Origin of the sequence: Streptomyces sp. NPDC018833 (assembly GCF_044390825.1) — a bacterium.
Classification (GTDB): Bacteria; Actinomycetota; Actinomycetes; order Streptomycetales; family Streptomycetaceae; genus Streptomyces.
Map to the genome: position 1 here is coordinate 63,086 of NZ_JBIRZM010000021.1, position 16,414 is coordinate 79,499.

Here is a 16,414-nt window from a genome sequence, read left to right on the forward strand (position 1 = left end):
CAGCATGGATGGGCTCGCCTGGCCAAGAGGTCGAGTGAATCAGTTCACAATCTTTCTGCGGCCGACCGGGTCACCGTGAGCGGCGTCCTCGGGGACGGCCGGGGCGAGATGACCCCCGTCGTTGAGGGTGCCGGGACCGAGAGGGTCCGTACCGGCGCGAAGGCGGCCGACGCCGCGTCGGCGTCAACCGGATGGATCTCGCCATGACCCCTACGGGTGACGGTCGCGGGCGGGGATCCGGGTGACGCGGCGATCGCCCGGCGCCGCACCCCGTCCCACGGTGTGCCGCCGGGCCTGGGCGCACCGTCCATGGCGGACAGGGGTGGGCGCGCCGATCCGGGGCTCGCCGGAGTCCGTGGCGATCAGGATCCTTTCGTCCCCGCCGGAGTGGACGCGCGCGAAGGCGACATGGCGAGCGGCGACGGCGCTCGGCGGGGCTGCCCTCGGCGAGGTGGCGGCCGCGGCCGGTCGGAAGACGAGGCCGGGCCCGAGCGGCAGCCTGCCGTTGGTCCCGGAGTCGAGCCCGTGCCGCCAGGCGTCGTTCGACCACTCGGGCCGGCGGCCGGGGCCGGCCGGGCCGCCCCGCCCCGCACAGGACACAGGTGCGGCGGAGGGGGTCCAGGCGCAGGTAGTAGCCGCGGCCCTCGCCACCCCAGGGCCGTGGCTGCTCCGCCCATAGCGCGTCACCCACGCGGCGGCGCGGTGCGCCGCGTCGCCCATGGCGGCGTACAGCCGTCCGGTGAGCGGATCGTGGGCGTGCCGTGCCCGTCGTCGGGGAGCGGCTGGTCGGCCACGGGCGTGCGCGGCTGGACAGGCGCCGGCCGCTGGACGAGACAACGGCGAACCTCGATGCGGAGGGCGGCGCGGCCGTGGCCACGGCTCTGACGGAAGGCTCGGGGTCCCGTACGACGCTGGTGACAGCCCACCGCCCGTCGACGGTCCGCCGGGCGGACCGGATCGCGGTCCTGGAGGCGGGCCGGGTCGTGCAGCTGGGGACGTGGGAGCAACTGGCGTCCCAGGGCGGCGTGTTCGCCGGTTCCTCGCGCGCTGACCCGGTGCTTCCCGAGGGCCCCGCGCACCGGGGCGCCGCACCGCGACGCCGGGGGAAACACCGGGGTGCCCCGGGGGCGCCACGCCCCGGGGGACACACCGGCGTCAGCTCATGCGGAGCGCCAGGAAGAAGTCCAGCTTGTCCTCCAGGCGCGACAGATCGCGTCCCGTCAGCTGTTCGATCCTGCCGACCCGGTACCGCAGCGTGTTGACATGCAGATGCAGGCGCGTGGCGCAGCGGGTCCAGGAGCCGTCGCAGTCGAGGAACGCCTCCAGCGTCGGGATCAGCTCCGCACGGTGGCGCCGGTCGTAGTCCCGCAGCGGGTCCAGCAGACGGGCCGTGAACGCCCGGCGCACGTCGTCCGGCACGAACGGCAGCAGCAGTACGTGCGAGGCCAGCTCGTGATGGCCGGCCGCGCACACCCGGCCCGGCCGCGCCGCCGCCACGCGGCGGGCGTGGCGCGCCTCCTCCAGGGCGCCGCGCAGGCCGTCGGCCGAGTGCACGGCGGCGCTGACGCCCAGCGTGAGGCGGCCGTCGCCGTCGAGGCCCGCCGACAGGGGGGTGCGTACGGACTCCAGCAGCGCGTCGGCGTGCAGCCCGGCGTCGGCGGACGGTGTGCCGCCCTCCTCGTCCGGGGCCCCGTCCGCGCCCAGCGCGGGCAGCGGCACCAGCGCGATCGCCTCGTCACCCGTGTGGGCCACCGCGATCCGGTCCGCGGAGTCCTGCCCCGCGGCCGACGGGTCGACGAGGATCTCCTCCAGCAGCGACTGGGCGACCGGGCCCGCCTCGATGCCGGAATCCGCGCCCCAGTCGACGCGGGCCACCACGACCTGCCAGTGCGGGGCGGTCCCCAGGCCCGGCAGGAGCACTGGGGCGGCCACCCGCAGCCGGGCCGCGATCTCCGCCGGCGCGGCACCCGTCTGGACCAGTTCCAGCACCTCCTGGGCAAGCCGGCGCCGTACCGTGCGGGCCGCCTCGCGCCGGTCGCGCTCGACGGCGATCAGCTGGGTGACGCCCTGGAGCAGGTCGAGCCGGGCCGCCGGCCAGTCCCCGGCGTCGGCCTCGACGGCCAGCAGCCAGTCCGAGAGCACGCTCTCGCGCACGTCACGCGACGCGGGCGCGGCCCCGCGGCCGGTGTTACGGATCGGGAAGAGGGAGTAGGTCACGCCCTCGACGACCGCCCGGTGCGGGGGGCGCCGGCCGGCCCGTACCGCGGCCAGGTGCTCCCCCGCCAGCGCCGCGCCCGTCCGCGCGGACAGCCCGTCACCCGCGCCCGCGATCTGCCGCCCGGTGGGGGAGAGGACCCAGGCCCGCAGATCCAGATCGGAGCCGAGCAGATCGAGCACGGCGTCCGGGCCGCCGCCGGCCGGACCCGAGGTCATCAGTCTCCTGTGTCTGTCGACGACTGCCGCGAGGTCCCCGGCGCGCTCCCCGGAAACCTGCCGTACGACGTACTCCGTGATCGTTGCGAACGCAACGGACTCGTTCACGGCGAACAGTGGAAGCCGGTGGCGGGAACACGCCTCGATCAAATCGTCGGGAATGTCGCCGAGCTCCGCCTCGCCGGCCGCGAGCCCCGCGACCTGAGCGCCGGCGAGGATGTGTACGAACGGTTCCGAGTCCTCGGCGCTGCGGCGCCAGGCGAGCCCGGTGAGCACCAGTTCGCCGCCCGAGAGGTATCGGCTCGGGTCCCGGAGGTCGGTGGTCATCACGCCCCGCACGCCACGGTCGAGCTCCTCCTCGCCGCCGAGCAGCCGCAGCCCCAGCGCGTCGGTCTCCAGCAGTGCGCGCAGCCGCATCTCGTCGCCACCGATCTGTCTCGTTGTCGCGGGTTCCGGCCAGAGATCCTTGGCCACGGTTTCCGGGGGAAAACGGTGAGGTTGCTGATCTCCGCCTTTCGTTCGAATCTACAAGACGAGAGAGGCGGCCAGCCAACTCCTTCATGGTTTCGGTGACTGCACCGGTCGGATCCCGCCTTGTGTACTGGACCACACCGCGTAAACAGCACGTGAACATCCAGTCGAGGGCCGGCCGTCCCGGGCCCGTTGCGACGACGACCCCGAGATAAGAAGAGAGCCACTCATGGACTTCCTTCGCCCCGCCAGCTGGGAGGAGGCGCTCGCCGCCAAGGCCGAGCACCCCACCGCTGTCCCCATCGCGGGTGGCACCGATGTGATGGTCGAGATCAACTTCGACCACCGTCGGCCGGAGTACCTCCTGGATCTGAACCGTATCGGTGAGCTGACCGAGTGGGAGGTCGGCGGGGAGAGCGTCCGGCTGGGTGCCTCCGTCCCCTACACCGCCATCATGGAGAACCTGCGGTCCGAGCTTCCGGGCCTCGCGCTCGCCTCGCACACCGTGGCATCCCCGCAGATCCGCAACCGCGGCGGCGTCGGCGGCAACCTCGGCACCGCGTCCCCGGCCGGCGACGCGCACCCGGCGCTGCTGGCGGCAGGCGCCGAGGTCGAGGTGGAGTCGGTCCGCGGCTCCCGCCTGATCCCGATCGACGAGTTCTACACGGGCGTCAAGCGCAACGCGCTCGCGCCGGACGAGCTCATCCGCGCCGTGCACATCAAGAAGGCCGACGGGCCCCAGCAGTACTCCAAGGTCGGCACGCGCAACGCGATGGTGATCGCGGTGTGCGCCTTCGGCCTCGCCCTGCACCCCGAGACCCGCACCGTGCGCACCGGCATCGGCTCCGCCGCGCCCACCCCCGTCCGCGCCGCGGCCGCGGAGGACTTCCTGAACGCCGCGCTCGAAGAAGGCGGATTCTGGGAGAGCGGGGACATAATCACCCCCTCGATCGCCAAGCAGTTCGCGGAGCTCGCCTCCGGCGCCTGCAACCCCATCGACGACGTGCGCGGCACCGCCAGGTACCGCCGTCACGCGGTCGGCATCATGGCCCGCCGCACGCTCGGCTGGACCTGGGAGCAGTACCGCGGCACCGCCCGCACGCTTGAAGGAGCTGCATGACCATGCGCGTGAATTTCACCGTCAACGGACGCCGGCAGGAAGCGGACGACGTCTGGGAGGGCGAGAGCCTGCTGTACGTCCTGCGCGAGCGCCTGGGCCTGCCCGGCTCCAAGAACGCCTGTGAGCAGGGCGAGTGCGGTTCCTGCACGGTCCGCCTGGACGGCGTGCCCGTCTGCTCCTGTCTCGTCGCCGCCGGCCAGGTCGAGGGCCGCGAGGTCGTCACCGTCGAGGGCCTGGCGGACTACGCCAAGCAGCGCGAGCAAGGATCCTGCGCCGGCGGTGCCTGCGGCACCAGCCTCCAGGACACCCAGCTGGGGGCACCCCCGGAGGAAGTCCGGGGGAGGAGTGCTGTGCCTCGTGACAGGGCCACTGACTCGCAGACCGGCGAGGGCACCGAGCTCGCCCCGATCCAGCAGGCGTTCATCGACGCGGGCGCCGTGCAGTGCGGTTTCTGCACCCCCGGCCTGCTGGTCGCCGCCGACGAGATGCTGGAGCGCACCCCGTCCCCCTCGGACGAGGACATCCGCGAGGCCCTGTCCGGCAACCTCTGCCGCTGCACCGGTTACGAGAAGATCCTGGACGCCGTCCGCCTGGCGGCCGCCCGTCAGGAGCGCAAGGAAGAGGCGGTCTGACCATGGCGACCACCGGTACACCCACCAACCTCACCCAGAAGACCAAGGGCGGCATCGGCGAGTCCACGCTCCGCCCCGACGGCACCCTGAAGGTCACCGGCGAGTTCGCCTACTCCTCGGACATGTGGCACGAGGACATGCTGTGGGGCCAGATCCTGCGCTCCACCGTCGCGCACGCCGAGATCGTCTCGATCGACACCTCCGAGGCCCTCGCCCAGGCCGGCGTCTACGCCGTCCTCACCTACGACGACCTGCCCACCGAGGTGAAGAACTACGGCCTGGAGATCCAGGACACGCCGGTCCTCGCCAACGGCCGCGTACGCCACCACGGCGAGCCCGTGGCCCTGGTCGCCGCCGACCACCCCGAGACCGCGCGACGCGCCGCCGCGAAGATCAAGGTCGAGTACAAGGAACTGCCCGTCGTCACCGACGAGGCCTCCGCGACCGCCCCCGACGCACCACTGCTGCACCCGGGCCGCGACGACCACCACGCCGGTCATGTCCCGCACCCCAACATCGTGCACCGCCAGCCGATCGTCCGCGGTGACGCCGACGAGGCCGCGAAGCGTGCCGACGTCATCGTCTCCGGCGAGTACACCTTCGGCATGCAGGACCAGGCATTCCTCGGCCCCGAGTCCGGTCTCGCCGTGCCCGCCGAGGACGGCGGTGTCGACCTGTACGTCGCCACCCAGTGGCTGCACTCCGACCTCCGGCAGATCGCCCCGGTCCTCGGCCTGCCCGAGGAGAAGGTCCGCATGACGCTCTCGGGCGTCGGCGGCGCCTTCGGCGGCCGCGAAGACCTGTCGATGCAGATCCACGCCTGCCTGCTGGCGCTGCGCACGGGCAAGCCGGTCAAGATCGTCTACAACCGGTTCGAGTCCTTCTTCGGCCACGTCCACCGCCACCCGGCGAAGCTCTGGTACGAGCACGGGGCCACCAGGGACGGCAAGATCACGCACATGAAGTGCCGGATCGTGCTGGACGGCGGCGCCTACGCCTCCGCCTCCCCGGCCGTCGTCGGCAACGCCTCCTCGCTCTCCGTCGGCCCGTACGTCATCGACGACGTCGACATCGAGGCCATCGCGCTCTACACCAACAACCCGCCCTGCGGCGCCATGCGCGGCTTCGGCGCGGTCCAGGCGTGCTTCGCGTACGAGGCGCAGATGGACAAGCTGGCGGCGAAGCTGGGCATGGACCCCGTCGAGTTCCGGCAGCTCAACGCCATGGAACAGGGCACGCTCATGCCGACCGGGCAGCCGGTCGACTCCCCGGCCCCCGTCGCCGAACTGCTGCGCCGGGTCAAGGCCCGTCCGCTGCCGCCGGAGCGGCAGTGGGAGACCACCGAGGGCGCGGACGTCCGCGCGCTGCCCGGCGGTCTGTCCAACACCACGCACGGCGAAGGCGTCGTCCGGGGTGTGGGCTACGCGGTCGGCATCAAGAACGTCGGCTTCTCCGAGGGCTTCGACGACTACTCCACTGCCAAGGTGCGCATGGAGGTCGTGGGCGGCGAGGCCGTCGCCACCGTCCACACCGCGATGGCGGAAGTCGGCCAGGGCGGTGTCACCGTCCACGCCCAGATCGCCCGCACGGAACTCGGCGTCGCGCAGGTGACGATCAGCCCGGCGGACACCCAGGTCGGCTCGGCCGGCTCCACCTCCGCCTCCCGCCAGACGTATGTCACCGGCGGTGCGGTGAAGAACTCCTGCGAGCTGGTCCGCGAGAAGGTCCTGGAGATCGGCCGCCGCAAGTTCGGCACCTACCACCCGGCCTGGGCCACCGCCGAGCTGCTGCTCGAAGGCGGCAAGGTCGTCACCGACGGCGGCGAGGTCCTCGCCGACCTGACGGACGTGCTTCAGGACGAGGCCGTCGAGATCGAGGCCGAGTGGCGCCACCGCCCGACGGAGGCGTTCGACCTGCGCACGGGCCAGGGCAACGGCCACGTGCAGTACTCCTTCGCCGCCCACCGCGCGGTCGTCGAGGTGGACACCGAGCTCGGCCTGGTGAAGGTCATCGAGCTGGCCTGCGCCCAGGACGTCGGCAAGGCACTCAACCCGCTGTCCGTCATCGGCCAGATCCAGGGTGGCACCACCCAGGGCCTGGGCGTCGCGGTCATGGAGGAGATCGTCGTCGACCCGAAGACCGCGAAGGTGCGCAACCCCTCCTTCACGGACTACCTCATCCCCACGATCCTCGACACGCCGACCATCCCGGTCGACGTGCTCGAACTCGCCGACGACCACGCCCCCTACGGGCTGCGCGGCCTCGGCGAGGCCCCGACCCTGTCGTCCACCCCGGCCGTCCTCGCGGCGATCCGGAACGCGACCGGACTCGAACTGAACAGGACGCCGGTGCGCCCCGAGCACCTCACCGGTACCTGATCTGCCCCTGCGGCCCAGCGGCCGTGGGTTCCCCCCATCCCCATCCCCCCACTCCTCTCCGGGCGGTGCGTGACATGGCTCCAAGGAACGTCACTTCCGCACCGCCGGCGCCGCCCGGAGAACCCCGTACCGCACCGCTCGCGGTCACCGCGGGTCCCCGCACCACCAGCAGCACCGTGCAGAACCGCAGAGAACGTTCGTCTCGGGCCGTCCCCCGGGTCGTGCAGCCGAAGCACCTTCCCAAATCCCGCCATCGAAATCCTTCCGGCGGGTGCCCCTGTGAACCTTGGGAGTAGGCCCCATGACCCAGCAGTCCACTGAGCCGAGGACGATGTCGGAGGACCCCGGCACAAGTATGCGCCAGCCCGCCGGTCGTTCCTGGCTCGACCGGTACTTCCACATAACCAAGAGAGGGTCGACCATCGGGCGGGAGGTGCGCGGCGGCATCACCACCTTCATGGCGATGGCGTACATCATCCTTCTCAACCCGGTGATCCTGTCGGTGCCCGATGCGAACGGCGCGCGGCTCGACGGTGACCAGTTGACCACCGCCACCGCCTTCGCCGCAGCCGCAACCACCATCGTGATGGGCGTCATGGGCAATGTGCCCCTGGCCCTCGCCGCCGGACTCAGTGTGTCCGCCGTGATGGCATTCCAGGTCGCTCCCGAGATGACCTGGGAAAACGCGATGGGCATGTGCGTCATCTACGGCGCAGTGATCGTCCTGCTCGTCGTCACCGGCCTGCGCGAACTGATCATGAACGCGATCCCCCTGGCGCTCAAGCACGCCATCACCATGGGTATCGGTCTGTTCGTCTGCCTCATCGGCCTGGTCCAGGCCGGATTCGTCACCTCCATGCCCGGTGAGGGCGGCATCGCCGGTGCCAAGCCGATCCAGCTCGGCACCCACGACATGCTCACGGGCTGGCCCGTGCTCTGCTTCTCCGTCACGGTGCTGCTGATCTTCCTGCTCCAGGTGCGCAAGGTGCCCGGCGCGATCCTCATCGGCATCGTCGGCGGCACGCTCTTCGCCGCCGTCGTCCACCAGTTCGCCGGCCTCGACAAGGCCGCCTGGGGCGGACTGAACGCGCCCGAGCTCACCGGTTCCCTCGTTTCCAGCCCTGACTTCGGCCTCTTCGGTTCCGTCTCCTTCGACGGCATGGCCGACGTCGGCGGCATCACCGTCGGCGTCATCGTCTTCACCCTCGTGCTGGCCGGCTTCTTCGACGCCATGGGCACCATCATCGGCATCGGTCAGCAGGCCGACCTCGCCGACTCCACGGGCAAGATGCCCGGTCTCAACAAGGCCCTGGCCATCGACGGGGCCGGCGGTGCGATCGGCGGCTTCACGGGCGCGTCCGGACAGACCGTGTTCGTCGAGTCCACCGCGGGCGTCGGCGACGGCGCACGCACCGGCCTCGCAAGCGTCGTCACCGGTCTCGCGTTCACGCTCTGCCTGTTCTTCACCCCGCTCGCCCAGCTCATCCCGACCCAGGTCGCCGCGGCCGCGCTGGTCGTCATCGGCTCGATGATGATGAGCAACGCCAAGCACATCGACTGGAACGACTCGGCCACCGCCATCCCGGTCTTCCTGACCACGGTGCTGATGCCGTTCACGTACTCCATCACCGCCGGTATCGCCGCCGGTGTCATCGCCCACGTCCTGATCAAGGCGGTCCAGGGCCGGGCGCGCGACGTCGGCTGGCTGATGTGGGTCCTGTCCGCCGTGTTCCTCGCTTATTTCGCCCTCAACCCGATCGAGGGCTGGCTGGGCGTCAAGTAGCACCTCCGCCGTCCTCCACACACCTTCATCCAGAGGAGACCGACATGCTGGACATCGCCGAAGAGCTGAACCGGTGGGTCGAGCAGGGCCGTTCGTTCGCCGTCGCGACCGTCGTCGCCGTCGGGGGCAGCGCGCCGCGCCTGCCCGGCGCCGCGCTCGCCGTCGACAGCGAGGGCACGGCGATCGGCTCGGTCTCCGGAGGCTGTGTGGAGGGCGCGGTGTACGAGCTGTGCCAACAGGCGCTCCAGGACGGCGAAAGCGTCCTGGAAACCTTCGGATACAGCGACGAGGACGCGTTCGCCGTGGGCCTGACCTGCGGCGGCGTCATCGACATCCTCATCACCCCCCTGACTGCGGACGCTCCCGGCCGGGACGTGTTCGTGGCCGCGCTGGCCACCGCCGCCCGTGGGGAGGCGGCGGCGGTCGCGCGGATCACCGACGGCCCCGCCGAACTGGCCGGACGCGCACTGCTCGTGCACCCCGACGGCGGCTTCGACGGCTCCCTCGGCGGCCATCCGGAACTGGATCGCACGGCCGCCGGCGAGGCCGCGGCCATGCTGGAAGCCGGCCGCACGGGGACCGTCGTCATCGGCGAGGACGGCTCGCGCTGCGGCCGGCCCCTGACCCTCCTGGTCGAGTCGAGCGTGCCCGCCCCCCGAATGATCGTCTTCGGTGCCATCGACTTCGCCTCCGCCCTCGTACGGGTGGGCAAGTTCCTCGGCTACCACGTCACCGTCTGCGACGCCCGGCCCGTGTTCGCGACGCCCGCCCGCTTTCCGGACGCGGACGAGATCGTCGTCGCGTGGCCGCACGAGTACCTGTCGCGTACCGAGGTTGACGGACGCACCGTGCTGTGCGTGCTCACCCACGACGCCAAGTTCGACGTGCCGCTGCTGGAACGCGCGCTGCGGATGCCGGTCGCGTACGTTGGCGCCATGGGCTCGCGCCGCACCCACGAGGACCGCAACAGGCGCCTGCGGGACGTCGGGGTCACCGAACTCGAACTGGCCCGGCTGCGTTCCCCGATCGGTCTCGACCTCGGTGCGCGCACGCCGGAGGAGACGGCCCTGTCCATCGGCGCGGAGATCGTGGCGAACCGCCGCGGCGGCAGCGGGGTCTCCCTGACCGGCGCGCACACCCCGATCCACCACGACGGCCCCGACGCCGTCGCGGGCCGGATCGGGTCGGTGGCGTAACCGTCTTTTCGTCCGTCGACCTCACCGACGCCGGCTGTGACGTTTCTGCGAAGCACGGCGCAGAAATGTGTGCGGGGGGCACACTCGCGCGTCATGTCATGGGCATGTCGTGACTGGCGGCGCACGAAGAAGAGGAACGCGTGGGCAAGGAGCGGGGGGACCGACGGGCGCACGCACACGACATGGAACTCGGTGACGCGGTCGCGAGGGCGCAACAGGGCGACGACGCCGCCTTCTCCAGGGCCTACCGGATCGTCCATCCCCCGCTCCTGGGCTTCCTGCGCGGACTCGTCGGCGACGACGCGGAGGACGTCGCCTCCGACGCATGGCTGGAAATCGCCCGCGACATAGGGCGTTTCCGTGGTGACGGCGCCGGCTTCCGTGCCTGGACGGCGAGCATCGCGCGCAACCGGGCCATCGACCATCTGCGACGGCTGGGGAGCCGCCCGCGCGCCACCTGCCTCGAGCACGACCTCGCCGAGATGCCCGCCCGTCAGGACACCGCGCAGGAGGCGTTAGAAGCCGTCTCCACCCAGCAGGCCCTTGCCCTCATCGCCCGACTGCCGCGTCAGCAGGCCGAGGCCGTGCTGCTCCGGACGGTCATCGGACTCGACGGGGTCACCGCCGCTCGGGTGCTCGGCAAGCGGCCCGGCGCGGTCCGTTCCGCCGCCCACCGCGGTCTGAAACACCTGGAGAAGCACCTCACCCCGCTCCGGGGCCGGCGTCGTGTGACAGATTCGGGCCCCCATGCGCTGGGAGGTGCGAGATGACCGAAAACCGATCTGCAGACGCCATGGGCTCCGGAGCCGAGCCGCAGCGGCCCACGACCGCGGCGCTGGACGAGCTGCTGGCGGCCGCCGCGCGCCCGGCGCCCGTCGAGCCGGCGGCTGCCGAACGGGCGCTGGCGGCGTTCCGCGCCGCGCGTGCCGACGGCGCACTCGGCCTGGCCACCCGGCCCGAGGACGACTGGCGTCCCGTCACCCGGCCGAAGACCCGCGCAGGCGCGATCAAGGCAGGCATCGGCGCGGCCGTGGCCGGGGTGTTGCTCGGTGGAGTGGCGATGGCGGCCGGCACGGCACCGTTCACCGACCGGCCGGCCCGGTCGCCGGAACCGGGCGCTTCGTCCGGCACGGGAGAGGACAACCCGGACGCCGTCCGGGACTCCGTCCCGCCCGCCAAGGGCGCGACCGGGGGTCCCGCGGGCGAGCGCCCGCCGGCCGCGAAGGACGAAGCGGCGCACTGCCGCGCGTACGACGGCGCGAAGCGGCGCGACGCCGCCCGGGCCGACGCGATGCGCAAGCGGCTGGAGGAGGCGTTGGGCGGCCCACAGGCCGTCGCGGACTACTGCGCACGGCTGCCGGCCGGGTCCGGCGCGGAGGGGAATGCGGCCGCCGACGCCCCGAAGCCGTCCCACCCACCCGCCGCCGACGCCCCCGCCGCGGCCCCCGGCAAAGCGAGGGACGAGCATCGCCGGCAGCTGCTCAAGGACTGAACACGCCGACCGTTCGTCGGGTGTTGCGGATCCCACGACGCCCGAACGGCGGTGATGGTTGTACGCCCGGGCCCCGGAGTTCTGTGAGAACAGACACCCGACACCGGCCGTGATGCTTTGGCCGCCGATTTCGCTGGGGCAGACGAGCTGTTCATGGCCATGGGTGGGAGGAATCGGATGCCGTTCGAAGGGCATGCAGAACAACTTCCGGACGCAGACGGCATGCAGGAGCATGCCGCAGGCTTCGTCGCCGATATGAGCGAGCGCAGCAGGCTGCCGCTCGACTACACCGTGTCGAGCCTCAGACTCGTGGACTTCGTCGTCGACGGACTCAGACGCGGCGGAACGGACCGCCCAGATGTCGACCGCTTCCTGCAGGGCCTCGGCGCCTACGTCGGCGAGGTGATCGTCCGCCGCGCCGGCGCGCGCTGGGTCGACCTCGACGCGGGCCAGCGCGAGCTGTTCGGCCAGCCCGTCGGCATCCGTATGCCCGACGGCCGGGTCTGGAACCCGCTGGGCAAGGTGGTCAAGCGTTTCGAGCACGGCGCCTCGGAGTCCGTCGAGCGCTTCTACCTGCTGCTGCACGGACGCCGGACGCCCGGCAGGCGCGGCCCTGCGCCCCGGCCCGCCGGCCGCGCGGACCAGCAGAGAGCCGCCTGCTGACCGCGGTACGCCTCCGGCGGGGCGCGACGGCGGTTGGTTGAACACCGGGCGGATCCCTTGCGTACCTGTGGACGGCCGGGCGGATCCGCCCGGCCGCCCACAGGCAGGGGAGGCACGTCTTGGCCGCCGGCAACGTCACCGCGCTGTTCCGCGCGTCCACCGCGCACAGCCCTTCGTACTTCTCCCTGGACCGGGCGGGCGGTGGCACCGGGGAGATCACCGACTTCTGCATCCCCTGCAACCCGTACTTCCCCACGCCCGCCATGTTCGACGAACTCGGCGGACGCCTGCGGGAGATCCTCACCTACTACCCGAGCAGCGCCGACACCATCACCGCCGAGCTCTGCCGGCTGCTCGGTCTCAACCCGCAGACCGTCGCCATGGGCAACGGCTCCACCGAACTGATCACCTGGATCGACCACCTGCTGGTGCGCGAGTCCCTCGCCGTGCCCGTACCGACCTTCGGACGCTGGACCGACCAGCCCATGGAGACCGGCAAACGCGTCGACATGCTGCTCCTGCCCGAGGCCCGCGGATTCGCCCTCGATCCCTCCTCCTTCGTGCAGTTCATCCGGACCAGGGGCTCGCGCGCCGCCGTCATCTGCAACCCGAACAACCCCGACGGCGGACTGCTGACGAAGCAGCAGGTGCTGTCCCTGCTGGACGAGTTGCAGGATCTCGACCTGGTCGTGGTCGACGAGTCCTTCCTCGAATTCGCCGACGGGGGCCAGGAGACGAGCGTCGCTGCCGAGGCCGTTCTGCGGACCAACGTCATCGTGCTGCGCAGCCTCGGAAAGAACTTCGGCCTGCACGGCGTGCGCTTCGGCTACCTGGTCGCCCATCCCGGTCTCGCCGGGCGGATACGCGACGCGCTGCCGAAGTGGAACCTCAACTCCTTCGCGGAGACCGTCGTCTTCATGATGGCCGAACACCGTCACGAGTACGCGCAGAGCCTGCGCCAGGTGGGCCGCGACCGCGAGGAGATGATCTGGCGGCTCTCCCAGGTGCCCGGGATGACCGTCTACCCCTCCCAGGGCAACTTCGTCTACGTGCGCCTGCCGGAAGGCGCGGACGGTTCGGTCCTGCGCGACCGGCTGCTCGCCGAACACGGTGTCCTGATCCGCGAATGCGGCAACAAGATCGGCAGTTCCAGCCGGTTCGTGCGCCTGGTGGTGCGCCCCGAGCCCGATGTGCAGCGGCTCGTGTCGGCGATGGAGCAGGTGCTGTACGGGCGGCAGACGCCGGTCCAGGCGCCCGCGCCCCCGCCGGAGCCGGTGCAGCCGATGCTCGCGCAGGCCGCTCCGCTCGCCCTCGCGCAGCAGCCCGTCGCCGCCCACGGCCTCGCCGCGGCCGACGGCAGAGGCCGCACCGGCCTCCCGGCGCCCCGGGCCATGGACGCCGGGTACACCTCGGGCGCCGCCATCGTCGACCGGCTGATCGCACAGGCGTGATCCCCGCGGGCCCGGGGTTCCGCCACGGGCCCGGAGGCGCGCCACGGGCCACGGGGCCGGAGGCGCGCCATGGGCCCGGAGGCCCCCGCCCGGAGGTCACCCACGGACCTGTGGGTCCGCCTACGCGTAGGTGAACGGCTGGTATTCCGCCAGCAGACGGAAGTCCCGGTACAGCGCGTCGAAGTCCCGGTTCCACACCAGGAACGTGCCGCCCACCGTCACCAGGTCCGACGTCCCCTCGACCCGGTCGCCGGGCCGCACCGTCCACCGCATCTCGTACGAGCTGTCGATCTTCGGCTCCAGCCGGTCGGCGACCACTCCCGCGCGCAGCGGCATGCAGGCGTCGAAGCAGTACACCTGCTCGCCCTGCCACGGACGGCTCGGGACGCCGCTCTCGATGCCGAACGCGACGTTCACCAGGGCCTGGCCGTAGTGGCGCTGCATCGCGGCCAGGCCGGACAGGCCCTTGAAACGCGCACCGACCTCGAGGAACACCAGCTCGTCGTCCCCGGTGAGGAACAGCTCCAGGTGCGAGGCGCCGTCCGGCCTGCCCAGCGCGTCCAGCGCCTCGCCGGCGAAGGCGACCATGCGTGCCACGCGCGGGTCGTCGTCGAGGAGGTTGATGTCGGCGTTGACCCGGCCACCCGCGACGTCCGCCGAGTTCACCAGATACTCCGTGACACCGCCGAAGACCGTCGTGCCCGCCGCCGAGATGATGTTGACGCTGTAGATGCGGCCGTCGATGAACTCCTCGTACTCGTACGCCCGTCCCAGATCGCCGTCCGCGGGAAGCGCGGCGAAGGCGTCGTAGCTCTCGACGGTCACCACGCCGATGGATCCCGCGGAGTCGGTCGGCTTGAGGACGAACGGCAGCCCCACCCGGCCGGTGATGTGCTCGAAGTGGGCGCGCACGCCTGCCCGGTGGCGCTCCGGGTCCCAGGCGCCGAACACCGGGGCACGCACACCGGCGGCCGCGACCCGCTGCTTCATCTCCAGCTTGTCGAGGAAGGGAATCACATCGGCCGGACAGGGCCCCGCGAGTCCCAGGCGCTGCCGGATCTCCGCAGCACCCAGCACGTTCTGCTCCAGATACGTGTGCACGGTCAGCCGGTCCCGGCTCGTGCCCCGCAGCAGGGCGGCGACGACCTCCGTGCCCGCGTCCACGTCGATCTGCGCGATGTTGAGAGGCGACGGGTCCGGCTCCAGCGTCGGTACGACATGCACCTCGTCGAACCAGCCGCGCCAGACGTCGGTGAGGTGGGCGGCGTCGAGCGCGGTGAAGACCCCGACGAGCCGTACGGCCGCCCGGTCCTCGAACAGCGCGGGGTCGAACGCCTCGAGCCCTCGGGTGCCGATGAACACGGCGGTGTGCGGCGCGGCGTGCGCGGGGGCCGGATCGGCGGCGGTCATGCCGTTTCCTCCTTCATGGGGCGCCCCTCGGCAGGGGACGCGGATACGAGCGGACGCGCGGGTACCGCGGTCGCCGGACGGGAGATGAGCGGCTCCGAAGAGCCGGGGGCGGGGCGCCGCCTGCGGCGCCGGGCGGCGTACTCCCAGCACACGACGAGGACCGCGATCACGGACACGTCGATGCCGATGGACCATTCGACGCCGATGGTGTCCATGCCGCGCGAGAAGGCGAAGCCGGACACCGCCATCAGGCTGTAGTACACCGCCGTCAGCAGCCCGACGACCGAGGACACCCGGGAGTCGGGGGAGTGGGAGATCAGCCTCTTGTACTGGTGGGCCCAGACGACCTCACCGGCGAACACCAGCAGCACGAACACCGCGAGCGCGGGCCCGAGGCCGCCCTGCGCCAGCGGAAGCACCGCGTACATGAGGGTCGCGAAGCCGATCAGCGCCACCGTGAGACGCCCCTGCAGGCGCTCCGGCACCTTTCCCCGCCGGCTCAGATACTGGTAGACGAAGACACCCGCGAACACGGCGAGCCACTCGGCGGTGAAGAACACCGCCATGCCCGAACTGCCCATGCCGAACCAGAGTTCCGGCACCGCCGTGATCAGCACCTCGTACGTCGCCTGGAGCGCGGTGACCGCGAGGACGATGTAGAAGAAGGCGGACGAGATGACCGGGCTGCGGGCGATGACGACGGCAGCCGAGCGCAGGTTGGCGACCACGTTCTCCCTCACCCCCTCGCTCTCCCGCCGGGTGGCCTCGATGCGCTGCCGGTCGGGCCGCACCAGGGCGAACAGAGCCGCCGACAACAGGAACGTCGCCACGTCCAGGAGTACGACCGTGCGCAGGTCGACGAGGCCGAGGACGAAGCTCCCCACCGCTCCGGCCGCGGCGATGGCCAGAAACAGGCTGGAGTTGAAGACCGTCGAGTACGTGTCGGTCTGCTCCTCGTCGAAGAACTGCACCAGCGCCTTGACCCGGGCCGCGTTCACCGCGCTGTTGAGCAGAGCACGGGCGAAGACCACACCGACGGCGAGCGGGAACATCCGGGGCGACAGCGCGGCCAGGAACAGCAGCGTGATGGCGGCGGCCACCACGTTGAGCGCCACGAGGAGTCTGCGGGCGTCGGCACGGTCGATGTACCGGGTGGCGAGCAGACCGACGAACAGGTTCGCGATCCAGTCGGCGGCGAAGACGGCCGACGCGAGGGTGGCACTGCCGGTCTCGCCGTAGACGAACGCCACGTACGAGATCATCAGCAGCTTCGAGCCGAACAGCGAGATGAACGACGCGACGTAGGACAGAAGGAAGTTGCGGTTCAGATAGACGCCCATGGCATGGTCCTCGGTATGCGTGCGGACGGGGCCCGCGGCCGTCGG

Annotated in this window: 13 protein-coding genes; 9 read left to right on the plus strand and 4 right to left on the minus strand. The window is 71.6% G+C overall.

Annotated features, from left to right (window positions below; translation table 11 throughout):
* Positions 1-210 precede the first annotated feature (210 nt).
* Together ACH5AF_RS31220 and ACH5AF_RS31225 are read right to left on the minus strand one after the other, a co-directional pair.
* Positions 211-600, minus strand: a complete 390-nt coding sequence (locus tag ACH5AF_RS31220) for a hypothetical protein (RefSeq protein WP_398906330.1) — start codon at positions 598-600, stop codon at positions 211-213.
* 555 nt (positions 601-1,155) lie between these two features.
* Positions 1,156-2,850: a PucR family transcriptional regulator gene (locus tag ACH5AF_RS31225; protein ID WP_398906414.1), complete on the minus strand. Its 1,695-nt coding sequence runs from the start codon at positions 2,848-2,850 to the stop codon at positions 1,156-1,158.
* A gap of 283 nt (positions 2,851-3,133) precedes the next feature.
* Between ACH5AF_RS31225 and ACH5AF_RS31230 the strand changes: the two genes are divergently transcribed.
* The 9 genes from ACH5AF_RS31230 (at position 3,134) to ACH5AF_RS31270 (ending at position 13,619) form a co-directional block, all read left to right on the plus strand.
* Positions 3,134-4,024 (plus strand): FAD binding domain-containing protein, encoded by an 891-nt coding sequence (locus ACH5AF_RS31230; protein WP_398906331.1) that lies wholly within the window; start codon positions 3,134-3,136, stop codon positions 4,022-4,024.
* Between the two features lie 2 nt (positions 4,025-4,026).
* Positions 4,027-4,656: a (2Fe-2S)-binding protein gene (locus ACH5AF_RS31235; protein WP_398906416.1), complete on the plus strand. Its 630-nt coding sequence runs from the start codon at positions 4,027-4,029 to the stop codon at positions 4,654-4,656.
* 2 nt (positions 4,657-4,658) lie between these two features.
* Positions 4,659-7,034 (plus strand): xanthine dehydrogenase subunit D, encoded by a 2,376-nt coding sequence (gene pucD, locus ACH5AF_RS31240; protein WP_398906333.1) that lies wholly within the window; start codon positions 4,659-4,661, stop codon positions 7,032-7,034.
* 301 nt (positions 7,035-7,335) lie between these two features.
* Positions 7,336-8,817: an NCS2 family permease gene (locus tag ACH5AF_RS31245; protein WP_398906334.1), complete on the plus strand. Its 1,482-nt coding sequence runs from the start codon at positions 7,336-7,338 to the stop codon at positions 8,815-8,817.
* Positions 8,818-8,861: 44 nt separating this feature from the next.
* Positions 8,862-10,013 (plus strand): XdhC family protein, encoded by a 1,152-nt coding sequence (locus ACH5AF_RS31250; RefSeq protein WP_398906336.1) that lies wholly within the window; start codon positions 8,862-8,864, stop codon positions 10,011-10,013.
* Positions 10,014-10,153: 140 nt separating this feature from the next.
* Positions 10,154-10,783, plus strand: a complete 630-nt coding sequence (locus tag ACH5AF_RS31255; protein WP_398906337.1) for an RNA polymerase sigma factor — start codon at positions 10,154-10,156, stop codon at positions 10,781-10,783.
* A complete protein-coding gene (locus ACH5AF_RS31260) occupies positions 10,780-11,505 on the plus strand; it encodes a hypothetical protein (RefSeq protein WP_398906339.1) in 726 nt (241 codons plus the stop codon). The genes ACH5AF_RS31255 and ACH5AF_RS31260 overlap by 4 nt, the downstream gene beginning before the upstream one ends.
* A gap of 222 nt (positions 11,506-11,727) precedes the next feature.
* Entirely contained in the window at positions 11,728-12,168 is a 441-nt protein-coding gene (locus ACH5AF_RS31265) for a hypothetical protein (RefSeq protein ID WP_398906340.1), read from the plus strand.
* Between the two features lie 119 nt (positions 12,169-12,287).
* Complete coding sequence (locus tag ACH5AF_RS31270) at positions 12,288-13,619, plus strand: pyridoxal phosphate-dependent aminotransferase (protein ID WP_398906342.1); 1,332 nt, start codon at positions 12,288-12,290, stop codon at positions 13,617-13,619.
* A gap of 120 nt (positions 13,620-13,739) precedes the next feature.
* Here ACH5AF_RS31270 and ACH5AF_RS31275 read toward each other — a convergent pair whose 3' ends face one another.
* Positions 13,740-15,029, minus strand: a complete 1,290-nt coding sequence (locus ACH5AF_RS31275) for an acetyl-CoA carboxylase biotin carboxylase subunit family protein (RefSeq protein ID WP_398906344.1) — start codon at positions 15,027-15,029, stop codon at positions 13,740-13,742.
* Positions 15,026-16,369 carry an MFS transporter gene (locus ACH5AF_RS31280; protein WP_398906346.1) on the minus strand — a complete coding sequence of 448 codons (1,344 nt, stop codon included), beginning with the start codon at positions 16,367-16,369 and terminating at the stop codon, positions 15,026-15,028. Before ACH5AF_RS31280 ends, ACH5AF_RS31275 begins: the two co-directional genes overlap by 4 nt.
* Positions 16,370-16,414 lie beyond the last annotated feature (45 nt).